15 protein-coding genes are annotated in these 16,042 nt (G+C 62.3%); 10 read left to right on the top strand and 5 right to left on the bottom strand.

Going from position 1 to position 16,042, the window contains the following annotated elements; translation table 11 throughout:
* The first annotated feature begins 5 nt into the window (after positions 1–5).
* On the top strand, positions 6–914 hold the full coding sequence (locus tag VWY34_RS16525; protein WP_416546482.1) for an alpha/beta fold hydrolase: 909 nt from the start codon (positions 6–8) through the stop codon (positions 912–914).
* A 53-nt stretch (positions 915–967) separates the two neighbouring features.
* Here the strand turns inward: VWY34_RS16525 and VWY34_RS16520 are convergent, their stop codons facing one another.
* Both VWY34_RS16520 and phaZ read right to left on the bottom strand, forming a co-directional pair.
* Positions 968–1,543 (bottom strand): DUF6151 family protein, encoded by a 576-nt coding sequence (locus tag VWY34_RS16520; RefSeq protein WP_416546266.1) that lies wholly within the window; start codon positions 1,541–1,543, stop codon positions 968–970.
* A gap of 82 nt (positions 1,544–1,625) precedes the next feature.
* On the bottom strand, positions 1,626–2,900 hold the full coding sequence (gene phaZ / locus VWY34_RS16515; protein WP_416542102.1) for a polyhydroxyalkanoate depolymerase: 1,275 nt from the start codon (positions 2,898–2,900) through the stop codon (positions 1,626–1,628).
* 145 nt (positions 2,901–3,045) lie between these two features.
* On the opposite strand from phaZ, the gene phaC reads away from it, so the two are divergent.
* The 8 genes from phaC (at position 3,046) to VWY34_RS16475 (ending at position 12,392) form a co-directional block, all read left to right on the top strand.
* Positions 3,046–4,875: a class I poly(R)-hydroxyalkanoic acid synthase gene (gene phaC, locus VWY34_RS16510; protein WP_416535188.1), complete on the top strand. Its 1,830-nt coding sequence runs from the start codon at positions 3,046–3,048 to the stop codon at positions 4,873–4,875.
* A 132-nt stretch (positions 4,876–5,007) separates the two neighbouring features.
* The gene (locus tag VWY34_RS16505; RefSeq protein ID WP_340545976.1) at positions 5,008–5,451 is read left to right on the top strand and encodes a phasin, PhaP; all 444 of its coding nucleotides are present in this window, start codon (positions 5,008–5,010) and stop codon (positions 5,449–5,451) included.
* Between the two features lie 247 nt (positions 5,452–5,698).
* The gene (gene phaR, locus VWY34_RS16500) at positions 5,699–6,259 is read left to right on the top strand and encodes a polyhydroxyalkanoate synthesis repressor PhaR (protein WP_340545975.1); all 561 of its coding nucleotides are present in this window, start codon (positions 5,699–5,701) and stop codon (positions 6,257–6,259) included.
* 177 nt (positions 6,260–6,436) lie between these two features.
* A complete protein-coding gene (locus VWY34_RS16495) occupies positions 6,437–7,453 on the top strand; it encodes an XdhC family protein (RefSeq protein ID WP_416546264.1) in 1,017 nt (338 codons plus the stop codon).
* Positions 7,450–8,454: a molybdopterin-binding protein gene (locus tag VWY34_RS16490; RefSeq protein WP_416538999.1), complete on the top strand. Its 1,005-nt coding sequence runs from the start codon at positions 7,450–7,452 to the stop codon at positions 8,452–8,454. Before VWY34_RS16495 ends, VWY34_RS16490 begins: the two co-directional genes overlap by 4 nt.
* A gap of 119 nt (positions 8,455–8,573) precedes the next feature.
* Complete coding sequence (locus VWY34_RS16485; RefSeq protein WP_340545972.1) at positions 8,574–9,059, top strand: (2Fe-2S)-binding protein; 486 nt, start codon at positions 8,574–8,576, stop codon at positions 9,057–9,059.
* A 94-nt stretch (positions 9,060–9,153) separates the two neighbouring features.
* The gene (locus VWY34_RS16480; RefSeq protein WP_340545971.1) at positions 9,154–11,517 is read left to right on the top strand and encodes a xanthine dehydrogenase family protein molybdopterin-binding subunit; all 2,364 of its coding nucleotides are present in this window, start codon (positions 9,154–9,156) and stop codon (positions 11,515–11,517) included.
* An 86-nt stretch (positions 11,518–11,603) separates the two neighbouring features.
* Complete coding sequence (locus VWY34_RS16475; protein ID WP_416546262.1) at positions 11,604–12,392, top strand: FAD binding domain-containing protein; 789 nt, start codon at positions 11,604–11,606, stop codon at positions 12,390–12,392.
* 101 nt (positions 12,393–12,493) lie between these two features.
* Here the strand turns inward: VWY34_RS16475 and VWY34_RS16470 are convergent, their stop codons facing one another.
* The gene (locus VWY34_RS16470; protein ID WP_416542105.1) at positions 12,494–13,135 is read right to left on the bottom strand and encodes a methyl-accepting chemotaxis protein; all 642 of its coding nucleotides are present in this window, start codon (positions 13,133–13,135) and stop codon (positions 12,494–12,496) included.
* A 220-nt stretch (positions 13,136–13,355) separates the two neighbouring features.
* On the bottom strand, positions 13,356–13,904 hold the full coding sequence (gene infC / locus VWY34_RS16465) for a translation initiation factor IF-3 (RefSeq protein ID WP_374015615.1): 549 nt from the start codon (positions 13,902–13,904) through the stop codon (positions 13,356–13,358).
* Positions 13,905–14,215: 311 nt separating this feature from the next.
* On the opposite strand from infC, the gene VWY34_RS16460 reads away from it, so the two are divergent.
* Positions 14,216–14,941, top strand: a complete 726-nt coding sequence (locus VWY34_RS16460; protein ID WP_416546260.1) for a hypothetical protein — start codon at positions 14,216–14,218, stop codon at positions 14,939–14,941.
* A gap of 80 nt (positions 14,942–15,021) precedes the next feature.
* Here VWY34_RS16460 and VWY34_RS16455 read toward each other — a convergent pair whose 3' ends face one another.
* Positions 15,022–15,900 (bottom strand): ferredoxin--NADP reductase, encoded by an 879-nt coding sequence (locus VWY34_RS16455; protein WP_340545966.1) that lies wholly within the window; start codon positions 15,898–15,900, stop codon positions 15,022–15,024.
* Positions 15,901–16,042: the final 142 nt, after the last annotated feature.

Genomic DNA, 16,042 nt, shown 5'->3' with positions numbered 1-16,042 from the left:
AGAACATGAGCCGCCCTTCGCAGGCCCCGGCAGAGCGCGCCGCTGGCGCCCCGCTGGTGATGCTGCCCGGTCTGATGGGCAATGCCGAGGTGTTCCTGCCGCAGCTGCGGGCACTGTCCGGGGTGGTGCCGACGATGATTGCGCCGCTGCTCGGCGGCGACCGGATCGAGCTGATCGCCGATCATCTGCTGGCCCGGCTGCCGACGCGGTTTTCACTGGCCGGGCTGTCGATGGGCGGCATTGTTGCAATGGAAATCCTGCGCCGCGCGCCGCAGCGTGTCAGCCGGCTCTGCCTGATCTCCACCAGCCCCTTGCCCGACACGCCTGCCCAGGCCGCCGAATGGGAGCCGCTGATCATCGCGGCCCGCAGCGGTCGTCTGGCGGATGTGCTGCGCAGCTGCCTGCCGGTGGAGTGCCTGGCCCCGTCGCCGCAGCGGCTGGATATTCTGAGCTCGATCTATGAGCAGGCCCTTGCACTGGGGCCGGAGCTGTTCGTGGCGCAGGCGCGGGCGTTGCAGCGGCGCACCGATCAGCAGGCGGCACTGCGTCGTTTCAAAGGGCCCTCCCTGATCCTCTGTGGAGCGCAGGACCGGCTGACGCCGCTGAAACGCCATGAATTCATGGCCGCGCTGATGCCCAATGCGCGCCTTCATGTGGTGGAGGAGGCCGGACATCTGCCGACGCTGGAACAGCCGGATCAGGTGACCGGGGCGATTGCGGAGTGGCTGGCGGAGGAGGACCGGCAGCTGGGCTGCCCGGCGGATCTGCCCGCAGACCGTCAGAGCGCTGCCGCCACAACCCAGCCGCAGCGGATATCGACGCCACCGGCGGAACCTGCGGCGGCATCGCCGTCAAAACCGTTGCCGCCCCTGACACTCACCAACCCACTAAAGCCATCAGATCCAATCGGTTAACCTGCAAAGCTTGTGCGGTTCGCGGCCCGGTCGGCCGTAATGAGGGCACGGCGCTACCTGCGCAGCAGTTCCGCGCGCGCCTCCTTGCTGATCACCTCCGGTTCGCTGATTGGCGCACCGCTGTCGATGTCGAAGAATGGCGTCTCTTTCCAGCGGCCCGAGAGGCGCGCCGATATCATCCGGCTGAGCAGCGAGATGACCATCCGTGCGGCGCCTTCGGTGCGGGGCTGTTTGCCTGCCTTCGGAACAAAGGCGCGGGCGCGCACCTTGCCAAGCGCGGATGGGTCGGCAAACCGGTCCGACCGCATCCCGGCAAAGGGCAGGGTGGGTTTGGCCAGCGTATTGGCCATCGGGGTGCCGCAGCAGCCCGCATACCAGCGCAGCAGCCCCTTCGGGCTGAGCCGCATCACCCGCAGCAGATCCTGCCCCTGATGAAAGGTCACCCCATCGGGATTGACCTGAAACAGATCAACCGGTCCGGGGGCGGGGTCCGGCTGATTGTGGTACAGCTCATTGGCGCGGCAATCGGCGCAGAAACAGACAACGCGGGTGCCGGTCTTGCGGGCCTCTGGCGACAGCGCGCCACGGATCTGGCCGCAGTCACAGGCGAAACTCAGGGGATCGGCCATTGCTGAAATGGTCCTTGGGCTGAAATGGGCTTTGGTCAGGGCTGGTCGCCCGTCTTATTTGGTCTGGCCTCAGCCTCGCCGGTCAGGCGGTCGCCTTGGTGCGTTTTGCTGCGGTTTTCTTCGGCGTGCGGGCATTGGCGTTCATGAATTCGATCACCAGCGGGCGGATATTGTCGCGCCAGCTGCGGCCGGCAAAGATGCCATAATGTCCCGCACCCGGCTCCACATGGCTGGCCTTCTTTACCTCCGGCAGACCGGTGCAGAGATCCAGCGCCGCGATACATTGTCCGGGGGCCGAGATATCATCATTGGCGCCTTCGACGGTCATGACCGCCACATCGGAGATCTTGCCCATATCGACCTTGTGACCGGCGACAACAAAGTTGTTGCCGGCAATCTCGCCGCCCTTGAACACCCGCTCCACCGTCGACAGATAGAACTCCGCCGTCATGTCCATCACGGCAAGATATTCGTCATAGAACCGGTTGTGGGCATCATGATCCGAGGCTTCCCCCCGGCTGACCCGCTGGATCTGATCCATGAAAGCCTTGGAATGGCGCTCGCCGTTCATCGACATAAAGGAGCTGAGCTGCAACAGGCCCGGATAGACCTTGCGGCCGACGCCCTTGTATTTGAAGCCGACACGCTGGATCATCGTCTCTTCCAGCTGGCCCATGGTGACCCGGCGGCCAAAATCGGTCACATCCGTCGGGGTTGCATCGGGATCCACCGGTCCGCCAATCAGGGTGAGCGACGACGGCTGCGCGCCCGGATCCTGCTCTGCCAGATAGGCGGTGGCGGCCAGCGTCAGCGGGGCCGGCTGGCAGACCGCGATTACATGGGTGTCGGGGCCCATTTCACGCATGAAATCAACCAGATATAGCGTGTAATCCTCAATGTCGAACTTGCCCGCTGAAACCGGAATATCGCGGGCATTATGCCAGTCGGTGACATAGACTTCGCAATTCTCGATCAGGCTTTTGACGGTGGAGCGCAGCAGGGTGGCGTAATGGCCCGACATCGGCGCGACCAGCAGAACCTTGCGCGGCTGCTCGGCGCGGCCTGCGACGCGGAAATGGATCAGATCGCCAAACGGGCGCTCAACCACCGTGTCGATTTCCACCACGTGATCGCGGCCATCGGCGCAGGTCTGGGTATAGATGCCCCAATCCGGTTTGGTCACCATGCGCTGAAAACTGCGCTCCGTCACCTCGCCCCAGGCGGCCATCCAGGCAATGGCAGGATTGGGGATTGCGGCCAGCGCCGGGTTCGATGCCATCGACAGGGCGGTGGCCCCCAACCACTGATTGGTGTTACGCATTGTTTCCATCAGATCGTACGACATCATGTAACGCATGTTATATCTCCATTGCGTTGGCCGCTTGGATCCGATCTGAATCCACGTGCGGTTGTGTCACAACCCATCGGACGTTTCATGGCTTTGTCGTATGATGGGCGGACAGTATTCTGCATAGCAGAAAGATTACGGGGGATTTGTTAAGATGACAACAAGCGACAGTACGGATCCGGCAGTCTCGCCGGAACATATTGAACGAATTAAAAAAAATATGGAGCAGGTTGAGCAACTTTCAAAACGCCTGATGGATGTTCTGGCTCAGAAAAAATCTCACCCCCCTTCTCTGGACGGTCCGAATCAAGAGCTTTTTGCACGCGCAGCAACCGCCTATTGGGCCGAAATGGCCAAAAACCCCGCCAAGCTGTTGGAAAAACAGGTGTCTTACTGGGGGCAGGCGGTGGTGAATTTCGCCGAAGCCCAGGCGCTTCTGGCCAAATCCATGGAGGGCGACAGCCCCGAGGACGCCGATGAGGGCGCGCCCGATGACCGCCGCTTTGCCAATCCGATGTGGCAGTCCAACCCCTATTTTCACTACATCAAGAAACAATATCTCACCAATGCCGAGGCAATTCGCAACGCCGTCGCCGAGGTCGATGATCTGGAAGATGTCGACAAACGCCGCCTTGGCTATTTCGCCGATCAGATCGTGCAGATGATGGCTCCCACCAATTTTCTGGCAACCAACCCCGATGCGCTGGAAAAAGCGGTGGAGACCGAAGGTCAGTCACTGATCAAGGGGCTGGAGAATCTGGTTGCCGATCTGGAGGCCAACGACGGCGAACTGGTGGTGCGGCTGGCAGATGAGACCGCCTTTGAGATCGGTCGCAATATTGCCACCACACCCGGTGAGGTTGTATTTCGCAACGAGATGATGGAGCTGATCCAGTACCGGCCGACCACCGAAACCGTGCATGAAACCCCCATCGTGCTGTTTCCGCCGTGGATCAACAAATTCTACATCCTCGACCTCAAGGCGCAGAACAGCCTGATCAAATGGGTGACCGAACAGGGCTATACGCTGTTTGTGGTGTCCTGGGTCAACCCCGGCGAGGATCAGGCGGACCTCGGTCTGGAGGATTATATCGAGAAGGGCTATCTGACCGCGATCGAAACCGCCAAGTCGATCTGCAAGGTGAAACAGATCAATGCCGTTGGCTACTGTATCGCGGGCACCACGCTGTGCCTGACGCTCTCGTTGCTGAAACAGCGCGGCGACACCTCGATCAAATCGGCGACCTTCTTTACCGCGCTGACGGATTTCTCCGATCAGGGGGAGTTCACGCCCTTCCTGCAAAATGATTTCATCGACGGCATCGAGGAGGAGATCACCAACAACGGCCTGCTGCGCTCGTATATCATGGCGCGGACCTTCTCCTTCCTGCGCTCCAACGATCTGGTCTACGGGCCTGCGATCCGCAGCTACATGATGGGGGAGACGCCGCCGGCCTTTGATCTTCTGTACTGGAATGGTGACGGCGCGAACCTGCCGGGGCGGATGGCGATGCAATATCTGCGTGGCCTGTGTCAGCGCAATGAGTTCGTGCGCGACGGGTTCGAGCTGATGGGCCATACCCTGCATGTGCGCGACGTCACCGTGCCGGTGATGGCAATCACCTGCGAGACCGACCATATTGCCCGCTGGAAAGACTGCTACCGCGGTGTTCAGCAGATGGGCTCGCGCTCCAAGAGCTTCGTTGTGGCGCAGTCAGGCCATATCGCGGGCATCGTCAACCCGCCGACCCGCAACAAATACGGCCATTACACCAATCCCGATATGAAAGGTGACGCAGAAACCTGGAAAGAGGCGGCGAGCTTTCACGAAGGCTCCTGGTGGCCACGCTGGGAAAGCTGGCTGAAGAAGCGCTCCGGCAAGCAGGTCGAGGCCCGCGAACCGGGCGATTCGCAGCATCCCCCGCTGACACCGGCCCCCGGCGACTACGTCCGGGTAAAGGCAAAGCGGTCCGCAAAGCCCTGATTTTCCGGGTATTCGCAAATTATTCTGCATCGCAGCAAGAAAAACCTTGAAATGCTGCGATGCAGAAACAATATTGGGGTCATGCGAAGGCGGCAGAACGTTCTGGCCGCGTAACCAAGAGGAACCAGTACAATGGCTAAGACCCAAGATTTTACCGCGATGATGAAAGACATGATGGGTGCATTCCCGGTTGACACAACCGCGATGGAAGATGCGTTCAAATCGACCGCAGCCCTGAACGAAAAACTGTCCCAGGTTGCCCTGCAGGCTGCCGAGAAATCCGCCGAGATTTCCAACAGCTGGGCCAAGGAAACCCTGACCAAGCTGAGCGACGTCTCCAAGGCACAGGCCGAGCCTGCTGACTATGCCAAGGCAGCAACCGATTTCGCCTCCGCCTCCGCTGAAGTGGCCGCCGAGAACATGGCCGCCTTCGCCGAAGTTGCGAAAAAGGTTCAGATGGACACCGTTGAGCTGCTGATGTCGGCTGGCAAGGACATGTCCGAAGAAGCGTCCGCCGCTGTGAAGAAGGCCACCAACGACGTGACCTCCGCTGCGAAAAAAGCCGCAGCAAAGTAAGCGCTGAGCGCATCCGCAAAGGGGTTTTGCACTCCTCCCAATGAAATCTCTTTGCACCGAAGGGGGCAGGTCACCGGACCTGCCCCTTTTTCATTGGCGCCACAGACCGCCTGGGGCCGCCCGCGATGGCCAGCCCGCTGATATTGGATCCGACGATCATTTGTTGCGCGTTCCGGCGTAACGCTTCCCTTTTGTTCTGCGCTCGCATAGGCTTTGCTGCAATGCATCATGTCTGGGGAGAAATGACATGTCGGATCAGGATAAACCCTTGTTGATCAAACGATATGCCAGCCGACGGCTCTACAATACGGAGACCAGCGACTATGTCACGCTGGAGGATATCGCCGGTTTCATCCGCGAGGGGCGTGAGGTGCAGATCGTTGACCTCAAGACCGGGGACGACCTGACCCGCCAGTATCTCCTGCAGATCATCGCCGAACACGAAAGCCGGGGTGAAAACATTCTGCCGGTCAATGTGCTGAACGATCTGGTGCGCAGCTACATGGTGCCCGGTGGCGGGGTGATGCCGCAGTTCCTGCAAAGCTCCTTTGAGATGCTGCGCGAAAACCAGAGCAAGATGGTCGAGAATATGAACGCCATGAACCCGATTGCGCAGATGCCGGGGTTCGAGGCGATGAAGGCGCAGCAGCAGGCGTTTCTGAAGGCGATGACCGGCGGGTTCTCCGGCAACTGGCCCGGCGCTGCGAAATCATCCGGCGACAGTGACAGCGGCGAAGACGGCGACGGGCTGGACGATATCAAGCGGCAGCTGGCCGAGTTGCAGGACAAGCTCTCCAAACTGAAGTAAGATCCGACAGCGGCACGGGTGTTGATCCTGCGACCAAAGTCGCAGGGCTGCGCGCGTGTTTTTGATCCCGCTTGCGGGGCGGCGGCGTTAGACTCGGCGCGTCCCGTCTGCGGCCGGAATGCCACCTGCCATGGACCACATACGGCAATCGCCGCAACCCCGAGGTTCCAGATGCCCATGTCCAGTATCGCGCCCAGCATCGCGTCCAGTATCGAGCGTTTTGATGCCATCCCCGAAACCGCCCTGGCGTGGTATCGCGCGGGCCGGGCAACCGGCGGCGGGGCGGCGCTGGCCACGGTGGTCGAAACCTGGGGATCCGCGCCGCGCCGCGCCGGCGCGCAGCTGGCGGTTGCCAGCGATGGCCGGATCGAAGGGTCCGTTTCGGGGGGCTGCGTCGAAGGCGCGGTGATCCTGGCCGCGCAGGAGGCGATCGCCTCGGGGCGGCATCAGCTTCTGGAGTTCGGCGTCAGCGACGGTGATGCCTTTGCGGTCGGGCTGGCCTGTGGCGGCACCATCCGCATTCTGGTCGAACCGGTGGGCGGCTCCCTGTCAGAGGCAACGCTGGCCGATCTGGTCGCTGCCCGCGCGGCCCGCCGCGCCCTGGCCTATGTGGTTGATCTCGACAGCGGTGCCGGGCGGCTGGAGACCGACGCCCACGCCGAGCGCAAACGCATGGACCGCTCCGGCGTCGAAGAGGACGGCAAGACCTTTGTCGCCGTTCACAACCCACCCCTGCGCCTGATCGCGGTGGGGGCGGTGCATATCACCCAGGCGCTGGTGCCGATGGCGCGGATTGCCGGCTACGATCCGGTCATCCTCGACCCGCGCGCGGCCTTTGCCTCGGCGGCCCGGTTCCCCAATGAACGGCTGATCGAGGACTGGCCCGACGAGGCGATCGCCGAGCTTGGTCTGGATGGGCGCAGCGCGGTGGTGCTGCTTACTCATGATCCGAAAATTGACGATCCCGCGCTGGAGGCCGCCCTGCGCTCGGACTGTTTCTACATCGGCGCGCTCGGTTCGACGCGCACCCATGCCAAACGGATTGCACGGATGCAGGAGGCTGGTTTTGACGAGGCGACGCTCGCCCGTATCCACGGTCCCATCGGGCTTGATATCGGTGCCGCAGGCCCGGCGGAAATCGCCGTGTCGATCATCGCCGAGATGACGGCGGTTCTGCGGGGGCGGCGCCCATGATCTTTGGCGAGGTGCCCCTCAATGAGGCGTCGGGATGCTATCTGGCCCATTCACTGCAGGGGGCGGAGCACCGCATTGCCAAGGGCACCAGACTGGCAGCGCAGGATCTGGCTGACCTTGCCGCCGCCGGCCACCGCGCGCTGACCGTGGCGCAGCTGGAACCGGGGGATATCCACGAAGACCGCGCCGCAGAGCGGCTGGCCGAGGCGCTGTTGCCGGATCCTGCCGCATTGGGGCTGCGCATCTCCGGTGCCGGGGCAGGGCGGGTCAACCTTCATGCGCTTGGTCCCGGTCTGATCCGGGTCGATGCCGAACGGATCAACGCGCTGAATGCGGTCGATCCGATGATCACGCTGGCCACGGTGCCCGATTTCCACCGCGCCGATCCCGGCGGTATGGTCGCCACCGCCAAAATCATCTCCTACGCCGTGCCGGATGAGGCGCTGACGGCCGCCACCCGCGATGTGGCCGGGGCGATCCGCCTGATCCCGCCACAGCTGCGCCGCGCCACCCTGATCGAGACGCGCACCAGCGCGCAGACGCCCCCGGACAAGGGGCGCGCCGCGATGATCGGACGGCTCGACCGGTTCGACATGGCGATGGCGCCCCGGCAGGTGGTGCCGCACCGCGAGGCGGAGCTGGCCGCCGCGCTTGCGAGCCTTGGCGATGATAGCGATCTGATCCTGATCCTCACCGCTTCGGCCACCTCGGATCCCCTGGATGTGGCGCCCGCGGCGCTGCGCCGGGCGGGCGGAGAGGTTCTGCGCTTTGGAATGCCGGTGGATCCCGGCAACCTGCTGTTTCTCGGCCAACTGTCCGGTCGGCCGGTGCTGGGCCTGCCGGGCTGTGCGCGCTCGCCTGCGCTCAATGGGGCGGATTGGGTGCTGGAACGGCTGGTCTGCGGCATCGAGGTCAGCAGCGCCGATATAGCCGCCATGGGCGTCGGCGGCCTCTTGAAGGAAATCCCCACACGTCCCCGCCCAAGGCGCAGCGATCTCTGACCCCGACCTGCGGCTGCACCTGCGACTTTAGTCGTGGCGATGCGATTAGGGCTTCGCGCCGGCAAGCTCCCCGTGCTTAACTTCGGCCAGCGAGTTTTTGCGAGCCAAGGGAGGAGTTGATGGTGAAAGTCACAATGACCGTAAACGGTCGGACTGCCAGCGGAGAGGTCGAAGGGCGCACGCTGCTGTCCAGTTTCCTGCGAGAAGATCTGGGGCTGACCGGCACCCATGTCGGCTGCGACACCAGCCAATGCGGCGCCTGTGTCGTGCATGTGGATGGCAAAGCGGTGAAATCCTGCACCATGCTGGCGGCCGAAGCCGAGGGCGCAGATGTCGCCACCATCGAAGGGCAGGCCGCCCCCGATGGCACGCTCAACGTCATTCAACAGGCGTTTCAGGACCACCACGGGCTGCAATGCGGCTTCTGCACGCCGGGCATGGTGATGTCCGCAGCCGCGCTGTTGAAGGACAATCCAAAACCCAGCGAACAGGAAATCCGCGAATACCTTGAGGGCAACCTGTGCCGCTGCACCGGCTACCACAATATCGTGAAGGCGATCATGGCGGCCTCGGGTCAGGATATCTCTGCGCTGGCGGCCGAATAACGCCCGCCGCAGCTGCAAAAGGACCCACGACTGAACCACAGCATGACCAAGAGGTCTGCCTCTGCGCAGACCGTCCAGGGAGGAAATTTGGACAATGCCAAAGGATAGCGGCATCGGCGCCAGCCCGAAACGGCGCGAAGACATCAGGTTCCTGACCGGAACCGGCAATTACACGGATGACATTAATCTCAACGGCCAGGCCTATGTGCATTTCCTGCGCTCGGATGTGGCCCATGGTCGGCTGACCTCGGTCGACACCGCCGATGCAGCCGCCATGCCCGGCGTTGTGCGCATCTTCACCGGCGCGGACTTCGAAGGTGTCGGCGGGCTGCCCTGCGGCTGGCAGGTGACCGACCGCTTTGGCGAGGTGATGCAGGAACCGGCCCATCCGGTGCTGGCCCAGGGCAAGGTGCGCCATGTCGGCGATCCCATCGCCGCCGTTGTGGCCGAGACCCCGGAACAGGCGCGTGATGCCGCCGAGGCGATTGTGGTCGACATCGAAGAGCTGCCCGCCGTCATCAACATGAAAGAAGCGGTCAAGGATGGCGCCACGAAGGTGCATGATGATTTGACCTCAAACCTCTGTTATGACTGGGGATTTGTCGAGGATAACCGCGAGGCGGTGGATCAGGCGATCAAGGACGCCGCCCATGTCACCACGCTGGAGCTGGTCAACAACCGTCTGGTCGCGAACCCGATGGAGCCACGCGTGGCGGTGGGGGATTTCAACCGCGCCACCGGCGACAGCACGCTTTATACCACCTCGCAGAACCCGCATGTGATCCGTCTCCTGATGGGCGCCTTTGTGCTGGGCATCCCCGAACATAAACTGCGCGTGGTGGCCCCGGACGTGGGCGGGGGTTTTGGTTCCAAGATCTTCCACTATGCGGAAGAGGCCTTCTGCACCTTTGCTGCCAAGGCTCTGAACCGGGCGGTGAAATGGACCTCGTCCCGGTCCGAGGCGTTTATGTCCGATGCCCATGGCCGCGATCACGTGACCAAGATCGAACTGGCGCTGGACGCCGACAACAATTTCACCGCGCTGCGCACCGAGACCTACGCCAATATGGGCGCGTATCTGTCGACCTTTGCCCCCTCGGTCCCGACCTGGCTGCATGGCACGCTGATGGCGGGCAATTATAAGACGCCGCTGATCTATGTGAATGTGAAGGCGGTGTTCACCAATACCGTTGCCGTTGATGCGTATCGCGGGGCGGGTCGGCCAGAGGCGACCTATCAGCTGGAGCGCGTCATTGATAAGGCGGCGCGTGAGCTGGGGGTTGATCCGATCGCGCTGCGCCGCCAGAACTTCATCACCGAATTCCCCTATGCCACACCGGTTGCGGTGGAATATGACACCGGCGATTACCACGCCACGATGGACAAGCTGGAAGAGATCGCCGATCTCAGCGGCTTTGCCGCGCGCCGTGCCGCCAGCGAGGCCAAGGGCAAGCTGCGGGGCCTTGGGGTGAACTGCTATATCGAGGCCTGCGGCATCGCGCCCTCGAACCTTGTCGGGCAGCTTGGCGCCCGTGCAGGCCTCTATGAGAGCGCGACCGTGCGGGTCAATGCCACCGGCGGCATTGTTGTCATGACCGGTAGCCACAGCCACGGGCAGGGGCATGAGACGTCTTTCCCCCAGGTGATCGCCGAGATGATCGGCATCCCCGAGGATATGGTCGAGATCGAACATGGCGATACCGACAAGGCACCGATGGGCATGGGCACCTATGGCTCGCGTTCGCTGGCGGTGGGGGGATCTGCGATGGTCCGTGCCACCGAGAAGATCATCGCCAAGGCGAAGAAGATCGCCGCCCATATCCTTGAGGCCTCGGACGCGGATATCGAACTGAAGGACGGCCAGTTCACCGTCGCAGGCACCGATAAGTCGCTGGCCTGGGGCGATGTGACCCTTGCGGCCTATGTGCCGCATAACTACCCGCTGGAGGATATCGAGCCGGGGCTGGAGGAAACCGCGTTCTATGATCCGGCGAATTTCACCTATCCCTCGGGCGCCTATGCCTGCGAGGTGGAGGTCGATCCCGACACTGGCAAGGTCACCATCGAAAGCTTTGCCGCGGCGGATGACTTTGGCAATATCGTCAATCCGATGATCGTCGATGGTCAGGTGCATGGCGGCATTGGTCAGGGCATCGGTCAGGCGCTGCTGGAGGCCTGTGTCTATGATGACGACGGGCAGCTGCTGTCCGCCTCCTTCATGGATTACGCCATGCCACGGGCCGATGATCTGCCGTTCTACAAGGTCGATCATTCCTGCCAGACGCCCTGTACCCACAATCCGCTGGGTGTGAAGGGCTGCGGCGAGGCCGGCGCCATCGGCACCCCGCCCTCGGTGGTCAATGCGGTGGTGGACGCGCTGCAATCCGCAGGCAAGGATGTCACCCATATCGACATGCCCCTGAGCCCTGCACGGGTCTGGGCGGCGATGAACGGCTAAGGGCTCATGGGGGCGCTGCCCCCATACCCCCGGGATATTTCTAGCCAGAAGAAGGGCCTCATGCGCTCTTTGGGAAGGAAGCGAAGATGTATGAATTTGAATTCGAGAAACCCGCAACCATTGCGGATGCGGTCAAGGCGCTGGGTGCGGAGGATGCCCAGGCTCTGGGCGGTGGGCAGACGCTGATTCCGACGCTGAAGCAGCGGCTGGCGATGCCCAGCACATTGGTGAGCCTGAGCGGGATTGCCGAGATGCGCGGTGTCTGCCCGGATGGCGATGCCATCGCCATCGGCGGCGCCACCACCCATGCCGAGGTCGAGGCGGCAACCGCCAAGAGCTATCCGGCGCTGTCGGCACTGGCGGGCCATATCGGCGATCCGGCGGTGCGCAACCGTGGCACCATCGGTGGCTCGCTGGCCAATAACGACCCGTCCGCCTGTTATCCGGCGGCGGCGCTGGCCAGTGGGGCCACGATTGTGACCAACACCCGCGAGATTGCGGCGGATGATTATTTTCAGGGGCTGTTCACCACCGCGCTGGAGGAAGGTGAGATCATCACCAATATCCGCATGCCGGTGCCGCAGGCGGCGCATTACGAGAAATTCGTCCAGCCTGCCTCGCGCTTTGCCCTTGTGGGGGTGTTTGTGGCGCGGTTTTCTGACGGTGTGCGGGTGGCAGTCACCGGCGCCTCGGAGGAGGGCGTGTTCCGCTGGAGCGCGGCTGAGGCGGCGCTGTCGGCGAATTTCGCGCCCGCAGCGATGGAGGGGCTGAGCGTGGATGCAGAGGGCATGATCGGCGATCTGCACGGCAGCAAGGCCTATCGCGCGCATCTGGTCGGCGTGATCACCAAACGGGCGGTGGCGGCTGCGGCCTGAGCCATCAGCGCGAAACGGCAAGACGGCCCCGGCGATCTGCCGGGGCCGTTTGCTATCTGGTTTCTATCTGGGCCGGTACTGACTGCCGGCGGCGATGATTATCAGGCGCGCAGGTAGCCGGACATCGTGTCGAGCAGCGTCTGGGTGCGCCCGGAGAGGTTGCGGATTTCCGAGGCGATGACGGCAAAGCCCTTGCCCTGATCGCCGATGCGCGCGGCCTCGATCGAGGCGTTGAAGGCAATCAGCTGAATATGACGGCCGACGGTTTCGGCGTTTTCGATGGCTTCGCGCATCCCGTCATCCCGGGCGCTGTCGCGGGCTTTCTGCGCGTCGAACATGTCTTTGGTCATGTCGATCAGAAAGGCGGAGACCTCCGGTTCGACCTTGTACAGCGCCTGCGCCGTGAGGGAGGGCATGTCGCGTACCCGCTTCAGCACCTCGGCATCCGATTTCGTGTTCAGCACCTCGGCAAAAGGGGTCAGCGCGTCGATGGATTTCTTCCGTTGCAGGCAGAGATCCTCGGGCAGTTCGTATTCGCTTTCGGCCAGCAGCTTGTCCAGGCCCTGGGTCAGCATCTCATAGGCGGATCTGATCCGGCTCACCGACTGGTCCAGCAGGTCTTTCATCGTGTCGGGCGCGTGCTGGGTGTCTTCATTGGCCAGCACCACCAGCGCGAGAGAGGCGGCGCGGCAGGGCGCGATGGCCATGAAGGCACTGTTTTGGACGTCGCTGAGAGGCTTCAAGGGAGGCTCCATATTTGGCGGTGATTTTATTGTCGGCGGCGACCGATCGTCCTCTATCAGGTAAGCTGCGGGCGTAAATAAAACGTGACCATAAAATACATCTAAGCCGTGTGGCGCGAAAAAATATCATCGGCGCCAATGGTGCAAGCCATTGCCGCGACGACGAAAAAACCCCGCTCCGATTGGGGCGGGGTTCGAACGGTCGCGCGTGTGATCGCGGTTATTTCTGCGGCAGGGGGCCGATCATCATGATCATCTGACGGCCTTCCATCTTGGGCATGTTTTCGACCTTGCCCAGTTCCTTGATGTCTTCTGCAACACGCAGCAGCAGGTCGCGGCCCAGGTTCTGGTGGGCCATCTCGCGGCCACGGAAGCGCAGGGTGATCTTTACCTTGTCGCCGTTTTCCAGGAACTTGTACACGTTGCGCATCTTCACTTCGTAGTCGTGGGTGTCCGTATTGGGACGGAACTTCACCTCTTTGACTTCGATGATCTTCTGCTTCTTGCGTGCTTCGCTTTCCCGCTTCTGCTGTTCATATTTGAACTTGCCGTAATCCATGATCTTGCACACGGGCGGGGTGGCATTGGGCGAAATCTCGACCAGATCGAGACCGGCCTCTTCTGCCATCTGCATCGCCTTGGCGGGGTGGACCACGCCAACGTTTTCCCCCTCAGCGCCGATCAGGCGAATCTCAGGAGCACGGATTTTTTCGTTGATGCGCGGGCCGGTGTCGCGTTGCGGCGGCGCATTATGGGGTCTGCGGGCTATGACGTCTATCCTTCTGTCACTTCGGAAAAGTGCCCGGAAAGTAACGGTCCCGGGCCTGCGATTCAAGTCAATTGCGGGTATGACTGCGCATACCGCTGTTTTCAAGGTTTGTTTGCACAGAACAGCGTCATCAAAGGGTTAATTCTGCCTTGCGCTGATGTCGGCAGGCCGGGGTGGGCCAGACTGGCGGTGTTTGGCCGATGGCGGCGCCTGCCATTTATTCCCCTTGTAGTTTCAGGCGCCTAGCCCCAAGTGCTAAGCCATAAGCCTTGCCATGCTGCGGGGCATATGGAGAGATAAGGAGATCCATCATGAAACCGATCGTCATTGGCCTGGGTGTGGGAGCCGTCGCATTGGGCGGATATTTCTACGTCTCCTCCATGGGGACCGATCCCGAAACCGGCGCGCCTGCGACTGAAACCGTTGTGGTGACACCGGAGGCAGAACCTGCCGGTGAGACTGCCGCAGAGGTCGCTGCCGAAATCGAGAATGATGTGGCCACCGCCGCCGAAGAGGTCGAAGGCGCTGTCGACAGCTCCGTCGATGCGGCGGCAAAGGCCGTGAGCGATGCGGCCGCAGCGGTTGCCGAGGCGACCGAGGAAACCGTGAACGAGATTGCCGAAGGTGTCACCGACACTGCCAATCAGTTGCAGGACAGCACTGCGGCTGCTGTGGATGCGGCGGGTGACGAGGCAGCGGCGGCAGGTGATGCAGTTGCCGATACGGCAGCTGCGGCAGGCCAGGCGGCAGAGGATGTTGCCAATGACGCCGCCGAAACCGCCGAGGCGGCAGGCGACAGCGTGGCGGATGGCGCCTCCGATGCAACGGCCGCGGCTGAAGAGAACGGCGAAGCCGCCAGAGACGCGCTGCTGACGCCTGCGGGCTTTGACTATGACAAGGTGATCGCGATGATCGAGGACTCCTCGATGGAGGCGACACAGAAGGCGCTGCTGGTCACCACCCTGGGTCAGGCGCGTGACAATCCGGCCCTGCTGGAAGCGACGCTGAAACGCATCAAGGACGCGCTGCCGCAGTAACGCGGGCAGATGTGCCAGACGACAAAGGCCCCCGCCAAACTCTGGCGGGGGCCTTTTTACATCAGTGCCGTCGCTGCGGATCAGTCGAGGAAGGCTTTTTCCACCACGAAATGCGCAGGCTTGGAATTGGCACCTTCTTCCAGACCATAGGTGTTTTCAAACAGGTCCTTCAATTCGAGGTTGAACGCCAGGTTGCCACAGATCATCGCGCGGTCGCTTTCGGGGTTCAGCGGCGGCACGCCAAGATCGGCAAAGGCCTCGCCCGAGCGCATCAGATCGGTGATCCGGCCCATCTTGGGGCTCTCCTCGCGGGTGGTGGTCGGGTAATATTTGATCTTCTTCCAGAAGCCTTCGCCAATCACCTCATTGAGCAGCTCATCGGTCTTCAGGCTTTCGATCAGCTCGGCGCCATAGGTCAGCTCCCCGACTTCGCGGCAGGTGTGGGTGATGATCACCTCATCGAATTTCTCATAGGTTTCCGGCTCCCGCAGCAGGCTGGCAAAGGGCGCAAAACCGGTGCCGGTGGCAAAGAACCAGATGCGTTTGCCGGGGACCAGCGCGTCATGCACCAGCGTGCCGACGGGTTTGGGGCGCAGGATAATCTCATCGCCCACCTTGATGTGCTGCAAACGCGAGGTCAGCGGGCCGTCCTGCACCTTGATCGAGTAGAATTCCATTTCCTCGTCCCAGCTGGGCGAGGCGATGGAATAGGCGCGCAGCAGCGGTTTCACCTTACCGGTCTTGGGGTCGGGATCGTTCATCAGACCGATCATCACAAACTCGCCCGAGCGGAACCGCAGGGAGGCAGGCCGGGTCACGCGGAAGGAAAACAGCCGATCCGTCCAGTGCTTGACCTCGGTCACGGTCTGGGCGTCGGGCAGGGCCGGTACGGCTTTGGCCGGTTTCGGATCGTTGGCAATGTCGGTCACAGCTTCAGTCACGGGGGTCATCTCGTTCATCGGTTGCTCTGCCGGAGGAGTAGCCGGCACCTCTGATTAGTCTTTGATACAGGTCAGGAAAACCCCCTGTTTTGCGAAACCGGCTCCGCGCAGGGCGCAAGGGAGCCGGGCCGACAGCGGGTCGTCCCATGAAGCGGAAGGG

This window comes from Phaeobacter sp. JH20_02 (assembly GCF_048056915.1).
Classification (GTDB): Bacteria; Pseudomonadota; Alphaproteobacteria; order Rhodobacterales; family Rhodobacteraceae; genus Phaeobacter; species Phaeobacter bryozoorum.
The sequence above is the reverse complement of the archived record's forward strand: the minus strand, read 5'-3'. Positions and strand labels throughout refer to the sequence as shown.

Excerpts from the sequence above, each read along its gene's own strand:
- phaC (WP_416535188.1), top strand. The coding sequence starts at position 3,046 with ATGACAACAAGCGACAGTACGGATCCGGCAGTCTCGCCGGAACATATT.
- VWY34_RS16475 (WP_416546262.1), top strand. The coding sequence starts at position 11,604 with ATGTATGAATTTGAATTCGAGAAACCCGCAACCATTGCGGATGCGGTC.
- VWY34_RS16505 (WP_340545976.1), top strand. The coding sequence starts at position 5,008 with ATGGCTAAGACCCAAGATTTTACCGCGATGATGAAAGACATGATGGGT.
- phaR (WP_340545975.1), top strand. The coding sequence starts at position 5,699 with ATGTCGGATCAGGATAAACCCTTGTTGATCAAACGATATGCCAGCCGA.
- VWY34_RS16490 (WP_416538999.1), top strand. The coding sequence starts at position 7,450 with ATGATCTTTGGCGAGGTGCCCCTCAATGAGGCGTCGGGATGCTATCTG.
- VWY34_RS16485 (WP_340545972.1), top strand. The coding sequence starts at position 8,574 with ATGGTGAAAGTCACAATGACCGTAAACGGTCGGACTGCCAGCGGAGAG.
- VWY34_RS16480 (WP_340545971.1), top strand. The coding sequence starts at position 9,154 with ATGCCAAAGGATAGCGGCATCGGCGCCAGCCCGAAACGGCGCGAAGAC.
- VWY34_RS16520 (WP_416546266.1), bottom strand. The coding sequence starts at position 1,543 with ATGGCCGATCCCCTGAGTTTCGCCTGTGACTGCGGCCAGATCCGTGGC.
- VWY34_RS16525 (WP_416546482.1), top strand. The coding sequence starts at position 6 with ATGAGCCGCCCTTCGCAGGCCCCGGCAGAGCGCGCCGCTGGCGCCCCG.
- VWY34_RS16495 (WP_416546264.1), top strand. The coding sequence starts at position 6,437 with ATGTCCAGTATCGCGCCCAGCATCGCGTCCAGTATCGAGCGTTTTGAT.
- phaZ (WP_416542102.1), bottom strand. The coding sequence starts at position 2,900 with ATGCGTTACATGATGTCGTACGATCTGATGGAAACAATGCGTAACACC.
- VWY34_RS16455 (WP_340545966.1), bottom strand. The coding sequence starts at position 15,900 with ATGAACGAGATGACCCCCGTGACTGAAGCTGTGACCGACATTGCCAAC.
- VWY34_RS16460 (WP_416546260.1), top strand. The coding sequence starts at position 14,216 with ATGAAACCGATCGTCATTGGCCTGGGTGTGGGAGCCGTCGCATTGGGC.